The organism is Rhizobium sp. 01T444 (assembly GCF_056398305.1).
In genome coordinates this window covers 20,188-44,719 of the sequence record NZ_JBFTPD010000043.1, presented here as the reverse complement: position 1 = coordinate 44,719, position 24,532 = coordinate 20,188, and the positions used below count along the sequence as shown (strand labels likewise).

The following is a 24,532-nucleotide window of genomic DNA, read 5'->3' as shown; positions in this document are numbered from 1 at the left end:
GTGCTCCAGAGCTAGACGCGAAACCGAAACGCCGGGCTCTAAACACGCTGCGACAAGCTGATCTCGGGAGGCAGGGTCATATCGACGGCGGCCGTCGCGACCAACAAGCCGCACCTGCAGTTTAGGAGCATCTTCATCCATGATTTGGTGTCCACCTATTTTGGTGGACACTCATGCCTCAGAGCGCTGCGTCTCAAAAGGCGCACCGAAATTCGCGCTTACAAAACTACAACCTTCGTCGGAGCGATGACGCTACGCGGTTTCATCGCACCCTTGCTTTTGAGACCTACGTGGAAAAGGTCTTGCTGCCGGAGCTTCACGCCGGCGACATCGTCGTGATGGACAATCTGTCCAGCCACAAAGGGCCATGGGTTCGCGAAATGATCGAAAGCGTCGGCGCAAGGCTCGAATATCTTCCGCCCTACAGCCCGGATTTCAACCCTATCGAAAACGCCTTCTCAAAGATCAAGGCACTGCTGCGAAAGGCCGCCGAACGATCCATTGACGGTCTCTGGACCGCAACTCGGCCGCTCGCTCAAGCTCTTCACGCCAAACGAACGCCAGAACTATTTCGCAGCAGCCGGACACGATGCAACGTGATCGGATTCCGCTCTAATAACTGGTGGGGGCCTATACGCAGTTCCCACTCTGGCAAAACCCGGCATGTTGAGTGAAATGTTCACTGAACTGGGGCTTGTCGTGCTTACCCGCGCCGCTGGGCAAAACGTGACGCTAGCGGTCAACGCATTCTTGGATCCATATCTTCTGTACTCATTTGCCGCAGCTTTGCTTATGCTAGGCCTATGTCGACCAAGCTGGCGAATAATCGCGTCCTGGGTGATTTATATTGCCCTTATCATTATGATGGCGCTTCTCGGCAGGCCCGCCATTCTGAGGGTCTATTATCCGCTACTTGTTTTTCTCACCGTGGTGCCTTTACTCTCGAGACCATCAGCGTTTCGCCAGTACCTGATCTGTAGTGTTGCCATCTCCTGTTTGCTGGCGAATGCCGCTCACCTGTACTCCGAGGTTCCTGGCTCCAAGTTACTTCGAAAGGATGACTTGCTCGATCTTAAGCTAGTGAATGACGAACCCCTTTATGTTTGAGGGGGACAATTTCCATTTCAAAAGGTTTACGCGCAGATGCACAATTTAACGGACGGGCTTGATCTAAAGATCTATGGATTTGGTGTCTTCACACTGACACCGTTTTCAGTCGCGGCTAAAGAGACAGCAAGAGGCCGTTCGTTCGAACAGCAAATATGCTCCTCTCACGAACTGTTCATGATGGCATCTTCGCAAGATCTCAGCACTTTGAGCGGCTACTGCAAAGAGCACTTTGACGGCAACTTGGATGTTCAAGATGTTGGTAGGATCACTGACTACCCACTTCGGAAGGTCCAATGCGTGATTCCGACGCCTTAACATGCTGCCGCGACGTCCGGGCTCTCAACGAGGGCGATATAAGATTGCCCGCCCATGTACGGAGGGGATTGGAATTTCTGTCACCGGCACATAAAGCCCCGGGAAATCGATGCCCAAATCGGACAGAAGATCCAATGGAATGCCCGGATATGTGCTGTCCGGTACCAGAAGCCATGCAGACTTTCGATCAGCCTCAGAGAGCCTCGACACGAAGTACCGAAAAAAGTCAGAACTTCCGCTATACCCCGCTAGAGTCCACGCTGTTCCAGGAATTTGTGCGCCGAGTTGATAGGCAGCCATCGGCGCCCTGCCAGTCATGTCAAGAAGAACTGGTACGTCACCACCACCAAAATATTGGCTCCTGACATTCTCGAGATTGCGATAAAACGGTGCGAAAGCGGGATTGACTTTGAAGGGTTCGTTGTTTGGGCCGATTTCAACGACTTCTGTTAGGGCGGAGAATGTCGAGTTCAACCGATAAGGACTTCGTTCTATCGAGATTGCCGTAATTTGAGCCGATCCGCCAATCAGTGCCAGCGCGTAGATAACGTTTGATCGCGCCAAGGCTCCAAAGAACACCGCTGCGGGGACTAACGCCAAAAGTGTCGCTAACGAGAGCAAATTGGACCATGGAGAATTTGTCCCGAAGCAATAAGCCACCTGCCCATAGGCCGTGATCCCTACGACAAACAGTGCACGTCCACGAATGTCCGCTTTGAACTGGCCCGTTCCAATCGAGTAGATCGCGGCAAGCTGCCCCAGCAGTCCGATTAATGTCAGTCGGATTTGCGGCGACGCGCCGTCGAAGGACAGGATGACAATAGCAGCGACCAACATTGCAGCCTGACAGCCCCTCACCCACGGACGGACAGTAGATATTATTCCCGTCCGCGGCACTGCCGCGGCGGAAAGAACGCCAAGCACCATAAAGGATACAAGAAGGTAGCGATTCCCCTGAATGACACTTTGAATATTCGCCGTGTAAATCCTCAAAGATTCTAGGACATTGAAATGAGGGTCTGTGATCATCTGGGCGACATAAAAGCCCTCGAGGAGAACATTTACCGCTTTCGCCGGGTAAAGGCCGACCGACATCAACAGGAGTACTGGGACAACCATCCCAGCGAGCGCGCCACCGATGGATGTAATCCAGACCCTTGCTGCGGTCACGTGACGCGCAGTCCAGAGAAGGAAAATAACGAGTAGTGGCGCAAGCAAAGCTGCTGTCGTTACTTTCACCAAAGCTAGGCTAAGCCCGGCTGCGCCCAAAATCGTTATAGGCAGCACGACACCGCGAGCCGTTGGCGTTTTTCCATTGCCGAAAAGATCAATAAGTTGAAAAAAGGAACCTAAAACCGTGCTTACGAGAACCAAGTTTATTAAGTCATACGAGGGGTCCGGCAGCCAAAAATTGTAGAATGCAAGTGCTGCCGTAGCGCATAGGGGACCCACGAGCAGGATTGACTGCAAGCCCTGAGCTGACGTCAAATATTTCGTTGCGCCCCATGAGAGATATAAACTCGAGGCTACAATCAAAAGAAGAGCGAGAATGCGGTTCCAGTAGATTGACGCAAAAGGCGAAATACTATCCCACAACGCGCCAAACAGGGTCACTTGCGCAATAATCTGCGCGTGGCGTGACACGCTGATGAGGTAAAACGCTGTATCGGTTATATCAACGCCGGCATCGAGTCGCGTTGAAATAAAAAAGAGGAGTGCCGCAAATATCGTCCAAGAAATAGCGACCGGTAGCGGGAGGCGTTGAAATGAGCGTTCAATAAGACCGCCAAATTGCAAAACGCCTGATCTGAAAAACGTGCGATTCAATTTTCAAGACTTCCAAGTACAGAAGCTGTTTGAGACACAATATAGTCAATATCTTCGGGCGTCAGATCGTAAAAGAGCGGAAGACGGACGAGGCGAGCAGCCGCATCTTCTGTAACTGGGCATCCGCGAGGCGCAACTCCGAAGCGGAGGCCGGCCGGAGCCGAGTGCAAAGGCACGTAGTGAAACGTACAGTTGACGCCCCGAGCCTTCATCTCCGCGAGAAATGCTGGACGACATCCAGAATCCGGCAACAGAATATGAAATATGTGGCCGTTTACCGGTTGATCAGCGGTCTCCTGATCCGGCAGGCTCACGCTGAATCTCTTCGTCAAGCTTTGGAACCCTTCCCGGTACCTTTTCCAATGACCTCTGCGCACATCCGTAATCGTGTCTGAACACTCGAGCTGGGCGAGCAGAAATGCCGCGGTCAATTCCGATGGAAGGTAGGATGATCCTAAATCGATCCAGGTGTATTTGTCTGTTTGGCCCTGAAGGAATTGTTGTCTGTTCGTGCCCTTTTCACGCAACACTGCCGCTCGCTCGATAAATCGAGGATCATTGATCACCAGGGCTCCACCCTCTCCAGCGGTGACATTCTTCGTGTCGTGAAAACTTATAGTCGACAGTGCAGAGTGCGTTCCCGATGGAGACCCTTTGTAAAACGAACCATAGGATTGAGCCGCATCTTCGATAACGACAAGTCCACGCTCGCGCGCGAATTCGTTAACTCGATCCATGTCAGGGACACGGCCCGCATAGTGAACCACAAGAATTGCCTTTGTGGCGGCGGTTAGCAGCGCTTCGATTTCATCTAAATCGATGTTCATCGATCCGATTGAAACATCCGCAAAAACTGGCTTGGCACCTCGGAGGGCGACAGCATTCGCCGTGGAGGTAAAGGTGAATGACGGCATGATGACCTCATCACCTGGACCAAGGTCAATAAGCAGCGCCGCCATCTCAAGTGCAGCTGTGCAGGAATGCGTGAGGTAGACTTCGGCTGCACCCAATCGTTGTTTGACATGTCCAGAAACCGCCTTCGTGTAGAAACCATCACCACTCAGGCGGCGGCGTCCGATCGCGTCTTCAACGTATTCTTTTTCTCTGCCAAGGAGTGGAGACCGATTAAAAGGAATTTCAGCCATGATGCGATCCAGTTTCCTGCTGCACAATTGCCTGCAGAGATTGCCCGTATGAAGATTGTTTGAGGTCGCTGGCAAGTCTCGATAATTGATCCAACGAGATCAATTTCATCCGGTACGCTATTTCTTCAGGTGAGCAAACCAGCAAGCCTTGCCGATCTTGCAGAGTTTTAACGAAATCCGACGCCTGCTGCAGACTTTCGTGAGTGCCGGCGTCGAGCCATGCAAAACCGCGATGCAACATCTCGGTACTCAATTCATCCTCGGCTAAATATCGCTCAAGGATGGACACGATTTCAATTTCACCGCGCGCTGAGGGCTTTACGTCTTCCGCAAAATCGGACGCCCTTTCGTCCAGGAAATAAAGCCCCGTTATTGCCCATCGTGACAATGGTTTTGACGGTTTTTCGACGACCGAAAGAGCCTTACCCCTTTCGTCGACTTGCACCACACCGAAGCGCTCCGGATCTTTCACCAAACTAGCAAATATTGAGGCGCCCTTTCGGGCGTAAGCTCTGGCAAGGTGAGTCTGGAAGTCATGCCCAAAGAAAATATTGTCACCAAGGATCAGTACGCTCGGTGAGCCGTTTAGGAATTTTCGTCCAATCTTATAAGCGTCAGCTAGGCCGCGTGGCTCCGTCTGCACGGCATATTCAAACGACATCCCGAATCGCGAGCCATCGCCTAGCAAATTCCGAAAAGACTCTGCCGAATCCGGCGTTGTGATAAATAGGACCTCTTGAATGCCGGCTAATATCAAGACAGAAAGCGGATAATAAATCAGCGGCTTATCAAAGATTGGCAACAGCTGTTTCGAAACACTTAGTGTGAGAGGGAATAGTCGACTACCTGTGCCTCCCGCAAGTACTATGCCTTTTCGCTTCAACAATTTCGGCTCCTCAAGAACTCCGGACGTTAATCGGTCGATAAGACTCGCGAACTCTCGGACGTTTTTTTATGCGAGTAGATCTCCTGAACGATCGACCGAGGCCGATCTTTCACCTCCTCCAGGATCTGCTTCACATAAAGGCCAATCAATCCAGTAAAGACCGCGTTCAAGCTGAAGAAAAACACCACCACGGCCATCAGCGATGACCACCCATCTTGAACCGGCCCAGTTAGCGCGCCCAGCACAACATAACTGCCGTAAAGGATCCCTAGGGTGGCCATGAGGAGGCTGAAGAGTAGCATCAACATGAGCGGTCGCGCGGAAAAGGTTGTAATTGCGAGAAGCATAAGAGCAATCCTTCGGCCGATCGAATACGTCGTTTCCGAGGTGCTGGATTTGACAAATTCGAAAGGTGCCTGAGGATAGCCCGCAAGAATACTCAGGGGAACGAAGACAGGATTCTTATCTCGAAAGCGAAGCAGTGAATCGACATAGCGACGAGTCATCAGCCTCATCGTCGACACGTTTTCTGGGATACCAACGTCGCTCAAAGTGCGGAAAAGCCAGTAGAATAGTCGCCCAGATACCCTCTCGACGTATCCGCCCCTGCGCTTTTGCTGCAACCCGTAGACGCAGTCGACGGATTTTCCTCGCAAAACATCGGCTATTTCTGGAAGCAGTTCCGGCGGCTCCTCAAGGTCACTGTCAATCAAAAAGACAAGATCACCGCGGGCATGATCCAACCCAGCGAGCATCGCGTGATGATGACCAAAGTTTCTGCTAAGCTCCACCAAGGAGATACGTGGATCAGCATCAACGCTTTTACGAACGATTGCCGCGGAATCATCCGGACTGCCGTCGTTGACGATCACTACTTCGATGTCGTCAGTGACTGCTTCGGCCGCGGCTATTGCGCGTTGAATGAATTCCTCAATTGTCTCTCGGGACCGGTACAGTGTCGTGACTATCGAAAGCTTGCACGTCATTGGTCATATGGCTTTCGTCTGTCTGGACCTAAGCCAGTCGTCGACAGAGCGAAACTCTTCCAATCCATAGCCTAGAATCTTTTTCTGCTGGTCGGAGAATCCCGAAGCGTCGGCAACTACAGACGAAATGTGAAATTGTTGCCGAAGCATGGGGATCGTAAATACATGATTGATCGCTCGGCGATTTCTGGCAGTCATATTGGTGCCACCTGCATGATACACCATGCAGTCCAAAACGACGAAAGTACCCCGTTTAACGATGACTTGCTTTTCCAAACGCCGAACAACTTCATCGGGCGGAAATGCTTCACGATGATGGCTGCCAGGAATAACGCGAGTCGCGCCATTCTCGATCGTGAAGTCATCTAATGCGAACAGCGCGTTGATCGCGAGGGGACGTGAACTCGTGAAGTGCTGATACGGCAAATCTCTATGGTATTGAGCCTGATGATACTTGCTTTGATTACCGCGGTTAATAAGGCCATTTACCTGATTGAGAATATAATAGCCTCCCAGTAGCCTTGATAACAATTGATGGAGTCGTTCATTAAAGACGATTTCCCAAAAAAGCGGGCTTATCGTCGGAAGAAGGCGAATTGCATCACGCTCGTTAATTTCCTCAAGATTGTAACCCCTTGCGGAAGCGTCAGCACCATACTGCAGCTCTGCTTCATCAAAGTGTTTCGAGTAATTGTCGAGTTCGCTTTCGGACAAGGCGGCTTCTAGCGCGCTGTACCCAAGGAGCCTGACTTCTTCCGCCAGAACGTCGTAAACGTCCCTTGCGCCCGTAGTTTCAAGGACTCCGTAGCGTGAGATCTCTGTCATCGTAGTGCATCCTGACTTACAACTTCAAAGGGATGAATGATCGGCACGCTCGCTAGCTTAAACCGGTCATGAATTACTCGCCAATTTCGCTCGTGAACAGCAGCGATCAAGGAGATCGGCGCTGATTTTAGGAACTCTTCAGTAGAAATCACCGGCTTGTCATATAACTGTTTCTCAAGCGGGCGGTCGGCTACTAAAAACATGGCGCCCTCGATGATCGCAGGGGTATAGGCGTGGAGTAGGTCGCAGTATTCTCCGGCTCCGAACACACCATATTTCTGACCAACTAGCGTCTGGTCCACTGCCCCGGCAATTTTGCTCCAAGTCCGCAGATAATCGATACGCTGATCGGCTAAAGACTGGAAGTCGCCACAATTCGACCCAACCACCGTCGCCATAAGCCGGAAAAGGTAAATTCTGAAACCCTTCAAGACACCGATCAGAGGGGCGTCCGCAATCGCTGTCAATCGAGCTCTTGCTGCAATCGTTGCCAGAGATCTCGATGTGAAGCTGGAGATATGATCGTAGAAAAGCAGTTCCGATCCGGCGGCCTCTCCATCCGGACATACAATAAGAATTCTTCCCGTTTCATCGATTGTTCGGGCACAAGCCTGCAGGAAGGCGAGCGGATTGCTTGCATGTTCTATGACGTTCACAGATAGGCACAGCGTATCTCTCTGCGCGGTATCAGCAAATTGCTCCGCAAAACCCTGCTGGATGGAAACGCGCTCACCAGCTATAGAACTCGCATATGCCGCGACCTTCGCGCTGGGCTCAACGCCAATCCCAAATTCTGCTTCGAGATTGGTTGTCAAATGATTTAGAAGCGTACCACTACCGCATCCGAATTCAATAATCTTCGTAAAATGCGTCTCACTCCCCAGGTCCGCCAGAAATCCTCTTACCTGTCGGTCATATTCAAGGGATCTCTCAACCTCCGCCGCTGTGTCCCTCAGACCGATAGAATAGTTGTCGCCGTAGATTTCTCTTACGTCACGTTCGGATAAGCTTTCAAAATGAAAGCCATGCCCGCAGTTCGTGCAACTCGAACGCTTTAATGGCTTGCCTGTAACACTGCCATCGCTGATCATCGAGCGCGTTGGATGCGGAACGGGCAACGCACGACAGTCAGCTGAACCGCATGCAGGACATATATGATTATATTTTGTCAAGCCAAATCTCCCTGACCGCCGCTGCGCGAAGCCCATATCGTACCTTGCCGGCAACTTGCAAGCCGTAAAACTGTATCTACAACCCTGAGGGAGCCGTTCCAAGTTGCACCTAAAGACGCTGGCAGCAGCCAGGCAAATTCCAGTGGAAACCACAGACCACGTCGAAGGTCGGGAATTGGAAATCCACGAATCGCTCGAGCTATCGAAGGCGGCCATCTTTGCGCAGCCCAGCTTCAAATTACGAACCTTTAACATGTAAGCGGCCGACCGATTGACATTTCGGACCGGAACAATCAAGGAAAACGACATTGGCTGCACGCCTAAGATCGGCGCTGGTGTAGTTGCAAATTTGGTAGGCGTAACGCCTCGATGACCAATAGATGGATGGGCACACGATGATCCGGCCTCCCAGGATATTTGTTGCAGGACACAGGGGAATGGTCGGCTCGGCTATCGTACGGCGACTATTGGCTGCGGGCCATCCGGCCGATCAGATCGTCACGGCGAGCCACCAAGAACTCGATCTCATCGAGCAGGCCGACGTTCGACGTTTTTTTGAGCAAGAACGGCCCGATGAGGTCTACGTTGCCGCGGCAAAGGTTGGCGGCATCTACGCGAACAATACCTACCCGGCTGACTTTATCTACGACAACTTGATGATGGAGCTTAATATCGTCGAGGCAGCGTTTAGAACCGGCGTTAAAAAACTGTTGTTCCTCGGCTCGAGCTGTATTTATCCAAAGCTTGCCAACCAACCGATCAAAGAAAGCGCGCTTCTGACAGGCCCCCTGGAGCCGACCAATGAGCCCTACGCCATTGCAAAGATTGCCGGTATCAAGTTGTGCGAGAGCTACAATCGACAATATGGCGACAGCCACGGGGTCGATTACCGATCTGTGATGCCGAGCAATCTCTATGGTGTAGGCGACTCCTATCACCCGCAGAATTCTCACGTTATCCCCGCGCTCATAAGGCGTTTCCACGAGGCGAAAGTGGGCGGAGCTTCAACTGTAACGCTGTGGGGCAGCGGTAGGCCTTTACGAGAGTTTCTGTACGTCGATGATATGGCCGTGGCGAGCGTTCATATCATGAATCTGCCTCGTGAAGTCTACAAGAGGCTGATGCCGGAGGGGCAGTCCCATATCAATGTCGGTTATGGAAGCGACGTCACCATCCTTGAAGTTGCGACCATCATCAGCAAGATCGTTGGCTTCAACGGCAGTATCGACTTCGATACAAGCAAACCCGACGGCACCCCAAGAAAATTGATGGACAGCGAAGTCGCAAGAAATCTCGGCTGGTCGCCAAATGTTGATCTGCAGCAAGGCCTCAAGCTGGCTTACGAAGATTTCCTATCCCGAGAGAAAGTCGCATAAATGAGCAAAGTCGCATTAATAACCGGCATAACCGGACAGGACGGTTCTTATCTTGCGGAACTCCTTCTTTTGAAGGGATACGAGGTCCACGGAATCAAGCGGCGCATGAGTTCGTTCAATACGCAGCGTATTGATCACATCTATGAAGATCCGCATAACGAGAACATGCGGTTCAAGCTGCATTACGGCGATCTGACGGATACGAGCAACCTGATCCGCATCATTCAGGACACCCAGCCTGACGAGATCTACAATCTTGGCGCCCAGAGCCATGTGGCCGTCAGCTTCGAAAGTCCCGAATATACGGGCGATACCGACGCTCTGGGCACGTTGCGGCTTCTGGAAGCCATCCGAATATTGGGCCTCGAAAAAAAGACACGTTTCTACCAGGCCAGCACAAGTGAACTTTATGGGCTGGTGCAGGAGACGCCGCAAAAAGAGACGACCCCCTTCTATCCCCGCAGTCCTTATGCAGTCGCAAAGCTCTACGCTTACTGGATGACTGTGAACTATCGCGAATCCTATGGAATGTATGCGTGCAATGGCATCTTGTTCAATCACGAGAGCCCTCGCCGTGGCGAGACGTTCGTGACGAGGAAGATTACGCGCGGGTTGGCGAATATTGCACAGGGGCTCGAGAAGTGTCTTTACATGGGCAACCTTGATGCATTGCGGGACTGGGGACATGCCAAAGATTATGTCCGCATGCAGTGGATGATGCTTCAACAGGATAGTCCACAGGATTTTGTCATCGCCACCGGCAAGCAGTATAGCGTGCGCCAGTTCATCGAATGGGCAGCGGAGGATCTGGGCGTTAAACTCCGCTTTGAGGGAACCGGATTGGAGGAGCGAGGCATCGTGGAATCGGTCTCCGGAGATAAAGCGCCGGCGCTGAAGCCAGGGGATATCATCCTCAGGATCGATCCTCGATACTTCCGCCCGGCCGAGGTCGAGACCCTGCTTGGTGATCCCAGCAAGGCCCGCGAGTTGCTGGGATGGGTTCCGGAGATTTCGGCAAGAGAAATGTGCATAGAAATGGTCTCGCACGATCTGGTGGAGGCGCAGCGACATGCCCTGCTCAAGCGTCACGGGTTTGACGTGAGGGTCAGCACCGAATAACAACTGACGCAACATCAGCAGGAAAGAGATCGTGATAAATTTTGCTATTGTCGGTTGCGGGCGTATCGCGAAAAGACATTCAGAGCTGCTTGGCCTCTCGCAGATTGAAGGCGCAAGATTGGCTGCGGTTTGCGATGTCGACCTCGAAAAGGCAAAGGAATTCGGCGAACGTTTCGGCGTGCCTTATTACCAGTCTTTTGATGAAATGTTGCAGAACGTGCAGATTGACGTTGTCTCGGTGTTAACACCGAGCGGCATGCATGCAGAGCACGTGATCGCGTTGGCAAAGTATAAGCGACATATCGTCGTCGAGAAGCCGATGGCACTGACCCTCACGGATGCGGAGGCCATGATAAAGGCATGCGACGACAATGGCGTACGCCTGTTCGTCGTCAAGCAAAACCGCTTCAATGTCCCAGTCGTCAAGGCCCGCGAGGCACTGGATGGCGGCCGTTTCGGCAAGCTCGTCCTTGGCACCGTCCGGGTCCGCTGGTGCCGCGACCAGAGCTACTACGATCAGGACAGTTGGCGTGGAACCTGGGCTTATGACGGAGGTGTTCTGGCCAATCAGGCAAGCCATCATATCGATATGCTGGCCTGGTTTATGGGCGAAGTGGAGAGCGTATATGCCCGTGCCACCACAGCCCTTGTCAATATCGAGGCCGAGGATACCGCCGTCGCGACGCTGAAATTCCGCAACGGTGCCCTGGGGATTATTGAGGCGACCTCCGCGACACGCCCCAAGGATATCGAGGGCTCGATCTCGATCCTTGGCGCCGGCGGGTCAGTGGAAATTGCTGGTTTTGCGGTCAACAAGATCAGGACCTGGCAATTCGGTGACAATCATGCGGCCGATGCCGAGGTCATGGAAAAGTATTCGGTCAATCCGCCGAATGTCTATGGCTTCGGCCATCAGGCATATTACGAGCATGTCGTTGATTGCCTGAGGAATAACACCAAGGCTCTTGTCGATGGTCACGAGGGCCGTCAGAGCCTGGAGCTCATCATGGCGCTCTATGAATCGATTGCGTCCCAACAGGAAGTCAGCCTCCCTCTGGAGGTCAAGCATTCCAAACTAGGAAGCCGATCCTCGTGACGGGTCCTTCGCCAACACTCTGGAAGGCGCAGGTCCGGGATGTAACCTGCGGCGATCGCGTAAAGATCGTGGAACCCGCCAATGTCTATGAATGTACCCTGTCGGATGACTGTTTCGTCGGCCCCTTCGTCGAGATCCAGAAGGGCGTTCAGATCGGTGCCCGTACCAAAGTACAGTCACATAGCTTCATCTGTGAGCTCGTTGAGATCGGCGAAGACTGCTTTGTCGGCCATGGTGTGATGTTCATCAACGATCTTTTCTCCAACGGAGGGCCCGCAAGAGGAAACCGGACGCTCTGGAAGAAGACACGCATCGGAAATCGAGTATCCATCGGATCGAATGCCACAATCCTGCCGGTAACCATTTGTGACGATGTGGTCATCGGCGCCGGAGCGGTTGTGACCCGTGATATCGAAGTTTCGGGCATCTACGCAGGTAACCCAGCGCGGTTCATACGCACCGCGGGCTCGGGATCTGCCGAGAATTGAACTAAGCGGACGCATCAACATCAATCGACATATCGAGAGCGACATCATGAAAGTCCCCTTCGCCGATCTTCATCTGCAGTATCTTTCGATAAAGGACGAGATCGATGCTGCTATTGCTGCGGTCATCAAATCCTCGGCCTTCATCCGAGGCCCCTTCGTTCAGAAGTTCGAGGAAGAATTTGCTGCTGCTGTTGGCGCCGCACATTGCGTTTCCTGCGCAAATGGAACGGATTCGCTTTACATCGCCATGCATGCGCTGGGCGTAAAGCCGGGCGACGAAATCATTACAACTGCGCATTCCTGGATTTCCACCAGCGAGACGATTACCCAAGCTGGCGGCAAGGTCGTCTTTTGTGACACGGATGCCACGACCTTCACGATCGACGCCGCCAAACTCGAAGAAAAGGTTACCTCGCGCACCGTCGGCATCATCCCTGTCCACCTTTATGGTCACCCGGCCGACATGCGTGCGATCATGGCGATTGCCCGCAAGCATGGCCTTTGGGTTATCGAAGATTGCGCTCAAGCGCATCTGGCGGAAGTTGACGGACAGATGGTCGGAAGCTTCGGGGACGCGGCCTCCTATTCGTTCTATCCGGGGAAAAACCTCGGCGCCATGGGGGATGCCGGAGCCATCACCTGCAAGGACAAATCCCTCGCCGACAAAATGGCGATGTTTGCCCGTCACGGTGGTCTGACAAAGGGTGAGCACCGGATCGAAGGCATCAATAGCCGGCTCGACGGATTGCAGGCGGCTATTCTGTCGGTCAAGCTTCCTCGCCTGGCCGAATGGACCGCGAAGCGGCAAGAGGTTGCGGCGCGCTATGCCGCGGCGCTCGGCAATGTCGGCGGGCTGGAACTGCCGGAGACTGCGCCCGGCAGGACGCATGTCTACCACCTTTTCGTCGTCAAGCATGAACGTCGCGACGCCCTCGCCGCTCACCTGAACGAACATGGCGTACAGACAGTCATAAACTATCCGGTCGCGCTGCCCTTTCTCGCCGCTTATGAACATCTGGGCCATCATGCGGAAGACTTTCCTAATGCCTTCCATAATCAATCGCGGATCCTATCGATTCCGATATTCCCCGAGATGACCGAAGATCAGCTCGCTTACGTGGCCGACACCATCAGGGGATTTGTTGCGTGAGCAAGCCGCAATCCGGCGACCGGGGAGAAGCACGTTCAAGCCTCCTCGGTAACTCCAGCTGGAATCTAGCGGCTTTCGTCTTCACGCTTATTGCGAATTTGGCCACAGTGCCTTTTGTCGTTCGCTGGATCGGACTGCATGATTTCGGCAATGCAGGCATTGTAATTGCAATCACCGCACCACTCACGCTCATCGGCACCGTCCTCGGCCAGGCAACAGTCCGCGAGACATCGACGAGAACAGGACGCGGGGAATATAGCGCCGCATTTCACGTCGCAGTCGTTGCATTGAAGATTTGTCTGATCGCTTCGGCGATCGGATGTATAGCCCTGGTGCTAGCCGGACCATGGATCATGAGAAGCCTCGTAAACAACGAGGGTGCCGGCGCCCAAAACTTCACAGTTCCATTCTTGATCACTGCAGCGGGCATTTTTGCCCAGCAGTTTTCACTGGTGCTGCAGGCCATTTCCGTCGGGCGACAAAATTTCAAGAATGTTGCCAAGGCTTCCGCCTGGAGTTCTTTTGTCACGGTTTTCGTCACGTTGGGATGTACTTGGTCTATCCCAACGCTGAATGGCTATCTGTCCGGCTTCGCCGGAAGCCTCATCCTGTCTGCGGCAGGATGGCTCCTTGTCACACGCCATATCCTGCGCCGCGGCGAACATGCAGGCCCAAAGGTCGGAGACGAACTAAACGCCCTGCTGCATTTCGGGAAATGGCAAGGGCTATCGCAACTTGCAGGTATTTTCGGCAATCAGATGGATAGGTACGTGCTTGCGTCCCTGGCACCTGCCGCAGTGGTCGGACAATATAATATCTGCAATCGCGTGCAGGAGGCCGGTTACATTGCGACCATACGTGCATGCGAGGTGCTTTTTCCGCGCTTCGGCAGCATGTCCGCGAGCAGCGAGTCCGAACGATTTGATTTTTTCCTCAGCTCGTCATGGGTCAATGCGGCATTCGGCGCAATCATGTTATCGCCGATCGCAATTCTCTCAAGACCCCTGCTGACGCTTTGGGTCGGGACGGAAACGGCCGAGGCGGCCGGCCATCTGCTACAGGTTCTCATCCTCGGAGGCTTGATCGGCTGCAGCTACAACGTGTTTTTCTACTATGCCGCCAGCATGGGGAAAAATGCGACCGTGACGATGGTCTCGCTGGCATATTCTATAATGACAGTCATCTTCTCGATTGTTTTCATAGGATATTTCGGCCCCGTCGCTGCAGGCAGTGGCCTGTTGGCTGCAACCATCATCCGATTCGGCCTCACGCTCGTGGTGATCCGCCGCCGCTTCTTTGCGGCGTTCAGCGGTGAGCAGATGTTTGCGAGCACCATTGGCCCAACTGTTGCTGGTTCCGTGCTCTCGCTCGTTTTCTATCAAGTCCAATTCCAGTGGATCGACAACTGGTTCCTGCTCGGCCTCGCCTACATCCTGTTTTTCGGCATTGTGGGAATGGCGATGGTACTTACCGCCATGTCGTCAAAAACCGGACGTATTATCTTGTCCAGAATTTATAGCTCCGTTAGAAGCACAATCGTAGATCGGTATTTCGGCCGGTTCGCCTGACGAAACATAAGAGAGGGCTTTGAGTGATCACTGTAGTGGACTACGGTGTCGGTAATATTGGTGCGATCATCAATATGGCGGACTATCTCGGGATCGATGCCGAAACAAGCAGCGATCCGGACAAGATCAGAAACGCCTCCAAGCTCATTCTTCCAGGCGTCGGCGCGTTCGACAAAGCCATGCTGACCCTGCAAAACAAGGGACTGATTGAACCGCTCAACGAAGCCGCGTTGAAGCGGCAAATTCCCGTTCTTGGCATCTGCCTTGGCATGCAGTTGCTGGCGCGCAGAAGCGACGAAGGTGGTCAGGCCGGCTTGGGCTGGGTCGCGGCGGATGTACTTAGGATCACCTTGCCGCCTGAATCCCCCCTTAAGGTGCCGCATATCGGCTGGCTTGAGGTGAAGCCGGCACGCATAAGCGCCCTTTTCGGTTCGGCAGTACATGGCGAGCGCTTTTATTTCGATCATGGCTATTATGTGCAATGCGACAACCCTCAGGACGTGGCGGCGACAATCGATTACGGTAGCGAAATCTGCTGCGCCGTGAACTCCGGAAATGTAAGCGGGGTGCAGTTCCACCCGGAAAAGAGCCACCGCTTCGGCATGCGCGTGCTTGAGGCCTTCGGGAAGATTTGATGAGAAAAAGGCTTATCCCTGTTCTGCTGGTCGACGAAAAACATCGGCTCGTCAAAACCGTTGAATTCGGAGCTCGGACTTATGTCGGCGATCCCTTCAATGTCGTGCGGCTTTTCAACGAGAAGGAGGTGGATGAGATTTGCATCCTCGATATCGACGCCTCCAAGAACCACCGTGGACCAGATCTTGGTTTCTTGCGCGAGCTGGCGACCGAATGCTTCATGCCGTTGGCCTATGGAGGCGGGATAACCAAGCCGCGGGAATGCGAAGAACTCAATCGCTTCGGCGTCGAAAAATTCGTGCTCGGGACTGGAGCTCACGACGCACAGCTGCTGAAGGCGATTGCCGCGGATATGGGAAGCCAAGCACTCGTTGCCTGCGTTGACGTGAAAGGGCGAGGTTCCGCGGCAAAGTGCATACAGAAGGATGCCGATGGACCGCAAGATCCGGTAGAGTTCTGTCTCCGGCTTCAGGATCTAGGTGTTGGAGAAGTCATCCTTCAGTCCGCAACTCTGGATGGAGAACGATCTGGTTATGATCTCGAACTCATCAAGTCGGTCGCGAGCAAGTTAACCATTCCGGTCATCGCTCTCGGCGGTGCAGGGACGTACGATCACCTGACCGAAGGACTGCGTGCGGGTGCATCGGCTGCGGCATCAGGAAGCACATTCACCTTTGTCGGCCGGTTGCGTGCGGTTCTGGTAAATTATCCCGATCCAGAAATGCTTGGAGGAATGGAGCGTGACGCCCATGCGTAAAGCGCAAAGGATATGTTCTTTCTGTATTATGGATGACTCCAATCCGGCAATCGAATTCGACGCCAACGGACAGTGCAATTGCTGCCGCGATGCGCTCACCAGAAAATCGCATGAATGGTGGCCCGGACCCGAGGGCGAAGTACGAATGCAGCGACTTGTCGCCATGCTGAAGCAGGAAGGCAAAGATAAGCCCTACGATGCAATGGTGGGGCTTAGCGGCGGCATTGACAGTGCCTTCCTCGCACACCTTGCGGGCCGGAAGCACGGCCTACGCTTGCTCGCTGTTCATGTCGATGGAGGTTGGAATTCCGAGCCTGCGGTCCACAACATAGAAAGACTGGTGCGGAAACTCGATCTCGACCTTTATACCTATGTTGTCGAGTGGCAGGAAATGCGAGATCTTCAAGTTTCATTCCTGAAAGCGTCCGTACTCAATCAGGACATCCCGCAGGATCATGCGTTTTTTTCGACACTCTATAGAACCGCAGCAAAATTCGGCATTCGGCACTTTTTAAGCGGCGTCAACTTCGCTTCTGAATCTGTTGTTCCTCCCGGCTTCGGCTATCCATCCGTCGACGGAACACATGCACGCGCCATTCAGCAACGCTTCGGCTCCATGACGCTCGCTACCTACCCCTTCATGAGCTTTCCGGAATATATCTGGATGACGCGGGTACAGAAGCAACTGACAATTCATCGCCCGCTAAACTATTTCGATTACGACAAGGAGAAGGCACAGGACGAGCTTCGCCGAGAATACGGCTGGCGCGACTACGGAAGCAAGCACAGCGAGTCTCGTTTCACGAAGTTTTATCAGGACATATACCTGCCGGCAAAGTTCCACTTCGATAAAAGGAGGCTGCATTTGTCGAGCCTGATCGTAGCAGGACAGTTGACACGCGATAGCGCCCTGGCAGAGATCTCAAAGCCAATCATACTCGAAAGAGATGCGCGCAGGGAAACCAAGTTCGTCGCCAAAAAGCTGGGATTGACCGAACAACAACTTCAGTCCTACATCCTGGCGCCGCCAGTTCCTCATACTGATTATCCCAACGGTATGATGCTGCACAAAGCACTCATGCAGTTGCGACGCTGGGTTCGAAAACTAGTGCCAGTCCGTCGTCACGTGACCGCAAAGGCAGCAAATGTGGACTAGCCTGGTCTTCTCGATCGCGGTCCTTCTGGCGGCGGGGTTCTATATCCGACGCATCGGAGTCAACTTTACCCTCTCCTCGCTGCTGCTTGGATTGATGCTTGTTCTGCATGGTCCGCTTTATCTCTATTACAMACGCGTCTGGGGACCGAAGACGTTATTTTTCGAAAAGATCCTTTCTRCCGCACCTGGCGGAGAGGTCATTCCCACTCTGGATCTCGCTTTAGCTCTATCGTTTTGTTCCGTATGTATTGGAATAGCTCTCTCCGATAAAGTTTTGGGGATCAGCCGTCAGCAAATGCGCGACGCCATTAGCAATTGGAACCTGCAAGCTGTACGGGTTTCTAGAGGCTTCTCCGAGAGGCTTGAGATCATAGCTACCATCGGCGTGCTGGTTCTCGGATTTTTTATCCTCAGCGAGAACAGCGTGCCGCATGTGCTAACCTTTTTTCACACAGATGCGAGTGAACTCGAAAAGATAGCGATGCGCCGTGAATTCGGGGGCAGCCGGTTTTATCTATTGAACCTCTTTAACTCCAATCTGTTCCCGTTTCTGGCATTTTGCTGTTTCGTCGCCTTGAGGGAGAGGTCCATCTGGCTCCGACCCTTGGCCTGGGCGTTTATTGCCGTCGTGCTTTTCGAAAAGGCAGCGACGTTGAGCAAGGCACCGCTGGCGATTTTCATCTTGCAATTGATGGTGATCGAATATCTCCGGCGATCACTTCAGGTTCGCCTCGGCGCGGCTCTCGGTTTTAGCGCCGTTTGTGTTGTGCTGTTCGGAGCGATGACGGCAATCGCCATTCGAGAAGTCAGCGGTTTCGGAGAAACGCTCGATTTCCTCTTCTACCGTGTCTTCATGATCGTCAATGAAAGCCTGTTGRAATATTTCGCAGCAATTCCAAGCGTGCTTCCGCATAGTTGGGGTCGTCAGTTCAGCTGGTTGGCCAATATCCTGCAATCAGAGTCAACTCCGCCCACCTATCTGCTTGTTGGCGCAGTGCATCGCGGAGTGATGGGCTCGACGACAACCGCGATGTTCATTGCCGATGCCTGGGCAGATTTTTCCTGGGCTGGGGTCCTTGCACTCTCACTTATGGCGGGCTTTTTCGTGAGATGGCTCGATACCGAGCTGATCGTAAAGCGAGGTAAGACGGCAGCGACCATTTCCGGTCTGGCGCTCGGCCATTCGGGCGTCTTCATCATGCTATCCACCGCATTGCAGACGGCAATGGTCACGGGCGGATTGATCTTGGTCGTACCATTGACCGTAGCAATGTCCTGCGCTTTCAAATGGCGCCCGATCAACCAGTATCCAGGCAGTGTCGACAGCATGGCCAGCCTGAAGCAGGCATAGACGACATGCGTATTTTCCAGAACTCCGGCGTATATGCATCCTATTTGCCGCGCCTCAATCGCCTTGCAAACCAGGAAATAGAGTTCCGGAAGCGATTGCAGGTCTTTCTGGACGACTCTTATGGGGCATGTCACATCCTCAAGCCTCCCGCCGAACTGGCGCCTGACGTCTTTTTCACGAATGGCGACGATGAAAAGCTTCAAAAATATTGGGCTGCAGAGAATGGTCTTCCAAGTTCAACCAGCATGGAAGAGATCCTGCTTAGTCAAATAGAGCATCACCGAACCGAGATTTTTTACAACATGGATCCGATGCGCTACGGCAGCGAGTTTTTACGAAAGCTGCCGGGTAGTGTTCGCAAGTCCATCATGTGGAGGGCGGCTCCATCCGGTAATGTCGACTTCGGAGCGTATGATCTTATCGTTTGCAACTTTCCAATCATTTTAGAAAGTTACCGCAAGCATGGATGGCATGCGGAGTATTTTGCGCCGGCACATGACCCTGCAATGGATAACTATGCCGCCAATAGCAACCGGCCAGTGGATGTTTTATTTGTTGGAGGTTACAGTCGCCACCATCGCAAGCGCGCCGAAATCCTGGAGGCGGTCTCTGAGCTCGGCACGGGAGTTCGGGTTGTATATCACCTCGACCGATCCCGCCTCACCCGCCTCGCGGAAAGCCCGATAGGATGGCTCCTGCCTCTACGTGAGCACAAACGGCCCAAGAGCATCCGAGCAGTTTCCCAGCCAGCTGTTTTTGGACGCGACCTGTATAGCGCCATCTCACAGGCAAAAATCGTATTGAACGGTGCTGTCGACATGGCTGGCCCCGACCGAGGTAATATGCGCTGCTGGGAAGCACTTGGTTGTGGTGCAGCCATGGTATCCGACGCCGGGAACTACCCGCCGGGGATGGTGGATGGCGAAACCATGTTAACTTATGATAGCGCTCAAGCTGCGGTATCGATCATCCACGACCTACTTGCTGACCGCCGTCAACTACAAACAGTTGCGGCCAGGGGCCACAGTATGATCAGGACGCTCTATAACAAAGATGCTCAATGGCAACAGTTCAATCGACTGGTCGAGATCGCATGAAGCTCAATCCATCGGCACTAGCTAATCTGCTTGCTGGCATTCTGGTGCGGAACAGAAGTCGGTTCGTTGTGGGGCCGCGGAGCAGGGTTCGCTGGTTGGCCTTGCGCTCCATACGAGGTGGTAACACCCGAATTGGTCGAGACTGCATCATAAACTGCATTATCAGTTTCGACGACCCGAATGGGCACATTTCGATTGGCGACCGATGTTACGTGGGATCAAGCCATCTGGTTTGCCATTCAGGCATCGAAATTGGAAATGATGTCATCATCTCCTGGGGCGTAACGATCGTAGACCACGACTCTCACTCGCTGGATTGGGAACTGAGAAAGACCGATGTTCGGGACTGGGGTATAGGTCGGAAGGATTGGTCCGGCGTCGCGATTAAGCCAGTTGTGATCCAAGACAAAGTGTGGATCGGCTTTGGCGCCAGTATCTTGAAGGGCGTGACAGTCGGCGAAGGTGCGGTTATTGGTGCGCAAGCCGTTGTAACGCGTGATGTAGCACCCTACACGGTTGTCGCAGGTAATCCGGCTCGGATCATTCGCCACATAGCGCCGGAAGCAGTCTTAACTCAGGATTGATGATGACATCGCAGCATCTGGATACATGGGAGCAGGCTGTACAATGGCTCCGGGAACAACCCGACCAGCAGAAGCTTGTTATCGATGCCTATTACGACGACCCTCTTTCGAAAGCGGCCGACCGCTATTGGCGAAGCGACGAGTGGGAAGCCATCCGCAAGTATCTTCCTGATCAGCGGGGCAGCGCCGTCGATATCGGCGCAGGACGAGGTATCGCGAGCTATGCTCTGGCCAAGGAAGGCTTCAATGTCACTGCCCTTGAGCCCGACAAAAGCAACCTCGTAGGTTCCGGAGCGATAAAACATCTCGCGGAGGAAACAAAGCTGCCTATTCAAGCGGTGGAAGAGTTCTCTGAGAAATTGCCGTTTCCCGACCAGGCGTTTGATGTCGTTTTCGCAAGAGCCGTCTTACACCATACATCGGATTTGGCAGCCGCCTGCCGGGAGTTCTTTCGTGTCCTGAAGCCGGGCGGTCGCCTGATCGCCATAAGAGAACACGTCATTTCCTCGAAAAACGATCTTCCGGTTTTTCTGGACCAGCATCCTCTTCACAAGTTGTACGGTGGAGAGAATGCTTTCCTTCTGACAGACTACGAAAATGCTATCGTTTCTGCCGGGTTTGGTATGGACAAAGTCTTGGCGCCCCTCGAAAGCGAAATAAATTTTGCTCCGTACACCAGGAATGAACTAAAAAGGGAACTCGGCGCGCGTATCGGAGCCAAGCTGCCACTCGTCGGCGGTGCTGCTTCCGCAATCTTGCGTTTCGACCCGGTGTGGACCGTTCTGTCACGTATTGCACGGGTGTTCGACAACCGACCCGGACGGCTGTACTCCTTCATTGCCACGAGGCCCAGATAGAGAAGAATGGCTCGAATCCTCATCACTGGCGCTCACGGTTTTATCGGCAGATATCTGGCGCGGCATCTCTCGGAAAACGGGCATGTCGTGCTTGGTCTTGGGCATGGTATCTGGCCTCCTCTCCACGCGGAACGCTGGGGGCTGACGCTTTGGCACAATGGAGAAATTGATGGCCTCAATCTTCGGTTGATGCAACGACAGTCCGGCACGCCGGATGTGGTGTACCATCTCGCTGGTGGCTCTTCGGTCGGTGTCGCGATTGCAAATCCCCGCGAGGATTTCCATCGCACAGTAAATTCGACGGCGGAGCTCCTCGAGTGGCTGCGACTGGAAGCGCCTGAGTGCCGACTGGTGGCTGTTTCGAGCGCTGCGGTTTACGGCGCCAATTACGAAGGTCCAATCTCGGAAACAGCGGCTACGAACCCGTTTTCCCCCTACGGCCATCACAAAAATATAATGGAATCTCTATGTCAGTCCTATTGCGATACATATGGATTGAAGGTCGCGATCGCTCGTCTCTTTTCGGTTTATGGACAAGGGTTGCGTAAGCAACTACTGTGGGACGTCTGTTCTCAACTTGAGAGAAATCCGGACCGCCTCAGTCTCGGCGGTGGCGGTGCTGAACTTCGAGACTGGATCGATGTCGCGGATGTCGTGCGTGCGCTATCGCTGATTGAGGCACAAGCCGACCAGTCTCGTAGGGTCATCAATGTCGGCACAGGCAGCGGCACGAGCGTTCGCTCCATTGTCGAGATGGTTGTGGACGCATGGTTCGAGAAACAGCCCTCTCGTCCGAGTATCGTTTTTTCCGGCGAGGCGAGAAAGGGCGATCCTCAAAGCCTGGTCGCGGATTCGACACGGCTCAAATCCCTCGGCTTTGATCTGCGCAGCGATTTAAAGGACCGGCTTTCCGCATATGTCGGCTGGTTTCGGTCGGAGGCTGGCACAGCAAGATGATCAGAATCGGCTTTACCATGATCGGCGGTCGTAACTGGACCGGCGGTTACAATTATTTGCTGAACCTCGTCACGCTTTTAACCCGTTACCGAAAGGACGAGATTTGTCCCGTCGTTTTCTTCGGAACCGATGTTGAGGAAGACGAGGTAGCGCCATTTGCAAGCCTGGACGGCGTAAGGGTCATCCGCCATCCGTTGTTCAACAGATCTCGAAGCCTTCGGTCGCTAATACTCAGTCTTGCAACCGGTACGGATAGAAGCATCCGCGCGGTGTTCAACAAACACCAGATCGATGTGGTCTTTGAAGTGGCGCAATTTTTTGGCTTCAGGCTCGGCCTACCTGCCATTGCGTGGTTTCCGGATTTCCAGCATCGTTATCTGCCGCATCTTTTCAGCAGGTTTGGCTACTGGAAACGTGACATCGGATTTCGGCTCCAGATTATGGCTCATCGCTCAATCATGCTGAGCAGCGAAGATTCCAAACGGTCTTGTGAACACTTCTATCCCGCAGCTCGAGGTCGTACGCATGTCGTTCGCTTTGCCGTGCCGCCAAAAGGCAAGATCGACTATAGCGTGGCGCGGGCAATTGCCGACAAGTACCGGCTACCGGAGCACTACGTCTTCCTGCCCAATCAATTCTGGAAGCATAAGAACCATCTTCTCGTGCTTGAGGCGCTGAAAATCCTCCGTGAGCGGGGATACGGGATCACGATCGCGGCGAGTGGCAATCAATCGGATCCACGTGATCCCACATATTTTCCAAGCCTGAAGGCAGCCATCGAAGAAGTTGGGCTTGAGCAGAATTTTCGTTTGCTCGGGTTGATCCCGTATCAGGATCTCGCACCACTCGGCATTGCGAGCGTGGGGCTGCTAAATCCCTCGCTATTCGAGGGGTGGAGTACCACGGTGGAAGAGGCTCTATCGTGGGGTGTTCCCCTGATCCTGTCAGATCTCAATGTGAATCGAGAGCAGGCGGGCGAAGCAGCAACGTATTTCAACCGTTACGATGCACATTCGCTTGCAGATGCCTTGGTCTCTGTTTTCCCGCATACCCCTGCAACGATCGCTACAAGCGGTGATTCGGCACAGACTATGTCCAGCGAACGAGTTCTCCGCTTCGTTTCTGACTTCACCTCGCTTGTTCGCCATACTTGCAACCAAGTGCAATAACAGAGCAACGACCGAGCACGTGTGGTGTTTCAGTTTCGGTCGCCATAAGAGAACGCAAATGAGTGAGCCGAAGATTTCCGTCATTACTGTCGTCTTCAACAATGAAGATACAATTGCCGATACCATCGAGTCTGTTGCCGCCCAGGATTACGCCAATCTGGAATATATCGTTATAGACGGTCTCTCGAAGGATCGGACGCTTGACAGGATCAAAGAACGCAAGGAGATCATCAGCAAGCTTATCTCCGAAAAGGACGCCGGAATCTATGATGCGATGAATAAAGGTATCGCGTTGGCGACAGGAGATATCATCGGCTTTATCAACGGGGACGATTTCTACCTGCCAGGTACGTTGGCAAAGGTGGCCAAGACATTCAAAGACGACCCACAGCTTGAAGCATGTTACGGCGACCTCTGCTACGTCAAGCAAAACGATCCCCAAACTGTGGTCCGCCACTGGCGTTCGTCACCCTTCGTGCCGACCGCGTTCGAAAGAGGATGGGCTCCCCCTCATCCGACTTTCTTCGTACGCCGCAGTGTTTATGAGCGATTTGGTTCATTTGATCTCGGTTACCGCATCGCCGCCGATGTCGAGTTGATGATGCGGTTCCTGGAACGCCATCGAATCCGTGTCCGGTACGTACCAGGAGTGATGGTCAAGATGCGTATGGGAGGCACAACCAATCGCAGCCTTACCAATATCGTGAACCAGAATAAGGAAATCCTTCGTGCGCTTCGCAGCCACGGCCTGAACGCACGTCTATTTCGGTTTTTGAGCGGAAAATTTCTTTCACGAGGTCTGCAGTTTGCTCGTGGGAAATTCCACGTTTCCACGGCGCCAAAGGTCAAATAGCTCATCGAACGAAGTGCGGCGGCTATTAATTCAGGTTAGCAAAGATTCGAGC

At 53.3% G+C, this 24,532-nt stretch carries 24 protein-coding genes and 1 pseudogene; 18 read left to right on the top strand and 7 right to left on the bottom strand.

Annotated features, from left to right (window positions below):
- A partial coding sequence (locus AC1DTN_RS34205; protein ID WP_477924531.1) for a transposase occupies positions 1-141 on the bottom strand: 141 nt, incomplete at its 3' end.
- A gap of 33 nt (positions 142-174) precedes the next feature.
- Between AC1DTN_RS34205 and AC1DTN_RS34200 the strand changes: the two are divergent.
- Both AC1DTN_RS34200 and AC1DTN_RS34195 read left to right on the top strand, forming a co-directional pair.
- Positions 175-600, top strand: a pseudogene (locus AC1DTN_RS34200) (transposase); the annotation flags it as partial.
- A 63-nt stretch (positions 601-663) separates the two neighbouring features.
- A complete protein-coding gene (locus tag AC1DTN_RS34195) occupies positions 664-1,107 on the top strand; it encodes a hypothetical protein (RefSeq protein WP_477924527.1) in 444 nt (147 codons plus the stop codon).
- Positions 1,108-1,449: 342 nt separating this feature from the next.
- Here AC1DTN_RS34195 and AC1DTN_RS34190 read toward each other — a convergent pair whose 3' ends face one another.
- The 6 genes from AC1DTN_RS34190 to AC1DTN_RS34165 are packed head-to-tail and all read right to left on the bottom strand — an operon-like array spanning position 1,450 to position 8,266.
- Entirely contained in the window at positions 1,450-3,252 is a 1,803-nt protein-coding gene (locus tag AC1DTN_RS34190; RefSeq protein WP_162747946.1) for a hypothetical protein, read from the bottom strand.
- Complete coding sequence (gene rffA / locus AC1DTN_RS34185) at positions 3,249-4,397, bottom strand: dTDP-4-amino-4,6-dideoxygalactose transaminase (RefSeq protein WP_113321228.1); 1,149 nt, start codon at positions 4,395-4,397, stop codon at positions 3,249-3,251. Before rffA ends, AC1DTN_RS34190 begins: the two co-directional genes overlap by 4 nt.
- Complete coding sequence (rfbA, locus tag AC1DTN_RS34180; RefSeq protein ID WP_477924529.1) at positions 4,390-5,280, bottom strand: glucose-1-phosphate thymidylyltransferase RfbA; 891 nt, start codon at positions 5,278-5,280, stop codon at positions 4,390-4,392. Before rfbA ends, rffA begins: the two co-directional genes overlap by 8 nt.
- 29 nt (positions 5,281-5,309) lie before the next feature.
- Complete coding sequence (locus AC1DTN_RS34175; RefSeq protein WP_477924525.1) at positions 5,310-6,269, bottom strand: glycosyltransferase family 2 protein; 960 nt, start codon at positions 6,267-6,269, stop codon at positions 5,310-5,312.
- Between the two features lie 3 nt (positions 6,270-6,272).
- Positions 6,273-7,094: a phytanoyl-CoA dioxygenase family protein gene (locus tag AC1DTN_RS34170; protein ID WP_477924523.1), complete on the bottom strand. Its 822-nt coding sequence runs from the start codon at positions 7,092-7,094 to the stop codon at positions 6,273-6,275.
- Positions 7,091-8,266: a class I SAM-dependent methyltransferase gene (locus AC1DTN_RS34165; RefSeq protein WP_477924521.1), complete on the bottom strand. Its 1,176-nt coding sequence runs from the start codon at positions 8,264-8,266 to the stop codon at positions 7,091-7,093. The genes AC1DTN_RS34170 and AC1DTN_RS34165 overlap by 4 nt, the downstream gene beginning before the upstream one ends.
- Positions 8,267-8,646: 380 nt before the next feature.
- Between AC1DTN_RS34165 and AC1DTN_RS34160 the strand changes: the two genes are divergently transcribed.
- Genes AC1DTN_RS34160 through AC1DTN_RS34085 form a run of 16 tightly spaced genes read left to right on the top strand, consistent with a single transcriptional unit; the run spans position 8,647 to position 24,480 of the window.
- The gene (locus AC1DTN_RS34160; RefSeq protein ID WP_477924520.1) at positions 8,647-9,642 is read left to right on the top strand and encodes a GDP-L-fucose synthase family protein; all 996 of its coding nucleotides are present in this window, start codon (positions 8,647-8,649) and stop codon (positions 9,640-9,642) included.
- Positions 9,643-10,761 carry a GDP-mannose 4,6-dehydratase gene (gene gmd, locus AC1DTN_RS34155; protein WP_113321225.1) on the top strand — a complete coding sequence of 373 codons (1,119 nt, stop codon included), beginning with the start codon at positions 9,643-9,645 and terminating at the stop codon, positions 10,759-10,761. It begins immediately after the preceding gene.
- Between the two features lie 31 nt (positions 10,762-10,792).
- Complete coding sequence (locus tag AC1DTN_RS34150; protein WP_477924518.1) at positions 10,793-11,857, top strand: Gfo/Idh/MocA family protein; 1,065 nt, start codon at positions 10,793-10,795, stop codon at positions 11,855-11,857.
- Positions 11,854-12,345: an acyltransferase gene (locus AC1DTN_RS34145; RefSeq protein WP_113321223.1), complete on the top strand. Its 492-nt coding sequence runs from the start codon at positions 11,854-11,856 to the stop codon at positions 12,343-12,345. Before AC1DTN_RS34150 ends, AC1DTN_RS34145 begins: the two co-directional genes overlap by 4 nt.
- 46 nt (positions 12,346-12,391) lie before the next feature.
- A complete protein-coding gene (locus AC1DTN_RS34140; RefSeq protein ID WP_113321222.1) occupies positions 12,392-13,495 on the top strand; it encodes a DegT/DnrJ/EryC1/StrS family aminotransferase in 1,104 nt (367 codons plus the stop codon).
- Positions 13,492-15,063, top strand: coding sequence for a lipopolysaccharide biosynthesis protein (locus tag AC1DTN_RS34135; protein WP_477924515.1), 1,572 nt, complete (start codon positions 13,492-13,494; stop codon positions 15,061-15,063). The genes AC1DTN_RS34140 and AC1DTN_RS34135 overlap by 4 nt, the downstream gene beginning before the upstream one ends.
- A gap of 35 nt (positions 15,064-15,098) precedes the next feature.
- Positions 15,099-15,698: an imidazole glycerol phosphate synthase subunit HisH gene (hisH, locus tag AC1DTN_RS34130; protein WP_477924513.1), complete on the top strand. Its 600-nt coding sequence runs from the start codon at positions 15,099-15,101 to the stop codon at positions 15,696-15,698.
- Positions 15,698-16,456 carry a HisA/HisF-related TIM barrel protein gene (locus AC1DTN_RS34125; RefSeq protein ID WP_477924511.1) on the top strand — a complete coding sequence of 253 codons (759 nt, stop codon included), beginning with the start codon at positions 15,698-15,700 and terminating at the stop codon, positions 16,454-16,456. The genes hisH and AC1DTN_RS34125 overlap by 1 nt, the downstream gene beginning before the upstream one ends.
- Positions 16,449-17,612 (top strand): N-acetyl sugar amidotransferase, encoded by a 1,164-nt coding sequence (locus tag AC1DTN_RS34120; RefSeq protein WP_113321218.1) that lies wholly within the window; start codon positions 16,449-16,451, stop codon positions 17,610-17,612. Before AC1DTN_RS34125 ends, AC1DTN_RS34120 begins: the two co-directional genes overlap by 8 nt.
- Positions 17,602-18,963 (top strand): oligosaccharide repeat unit polymerase, encoded by a 1,362-nt coding sequence (locus tag AC1DTN_RS34115; RefSeq protein ID WP_477924509.1) that lies wholly within the window; start codon positions 17,602-17,604, stop codon positions 18,961-18,963. Before AC1DTN_RS34120 ends, AC1DTN_RS34115 begins: the two co-directional genes overlap by 11 nt.
- 5 nt (positions 18,964-18,968) lie before the next feature.
- Positions 18,969-20,060 carry a glycosyltransferase family protein gene (locus tag AC1DTN_RS34110; RefSeq protein ID WP_113321216.1) on the top strand — a complete coding sequence of 364 codons (1,092 nt, stop codon included), beginning with the start codon at positions 18,969-18,971 and terminating at the stop codon, positions 20,058-20,060.
- Positions 20,057-20,644, top strand: a complete 588-nt coding sequence (locus tag AC1DTN_RS34105; RefSeq protein WP_477924507.1) for an acyltransferase — start codon at positions 20,057-20,059, stop codon at positions 20,642-20,644. Before AC1DTN_RS34110 ends, AC1DTN_RS34105 begins: the two co-directional genes overlap by 4 nt.
- Positions 20,645-20,646: 2 nt before the next feature.
- Positions 20,647-21,501: a class I SAM-dependent methyltransferase gene (locus AC1DTN_RS34100; protein ID WP_113321273.1), complete on the top strand. Its 855-nt coding sequence runs from the start codon at positions 20,647-20,649 to the stop codon at positions 21,499-21,501.
- A 6-nt stretch (positions 21,502-21,507) separates the two neighbouring features.
- Positions 21,508-22,458: an NAD-dependent epimerase/dehydratase family protein gene (locus AC1DTN_RS34095; RefSeq protein WP_477924504.1), complete on the top strand. Its 951-nt coding sequence runs from the start codon at positions 21,508-21,510 to the stop codon at positions 22,456-22,458.
- Positions 22,455-23,627 (top strand): glycosyltransferase family 4 protein, encoded by a 1,173-nt coding sequence (locus tag AC1DTN_RS34090; protein ID WP_113321213.1) that lies wholly within the window; start codon positions 22,455-22,457, stop codon positions 23,625-23,627. Before AC1DTN_RS34095 ends, AC1DTN_RS34090 begins: the two co-directional genes overlap by 4 nt.
- Positions 23,628-23,685: 58 nt before the next feature.
- Positions 23,686-24,480: a glycosyltransferase family 2 protein gene (locus AC1DTN_RS34085; RefSeq protein WP_113321212.1), complete on the top strand. Its 795-nt coding sequence runs from the start codon at positions 23,686-23,688 to the stop codon at positions 24,478-24,480.
- The last annotated feature ends 52 nt before the right edge of the window (positions 24,481-24,532 follow it).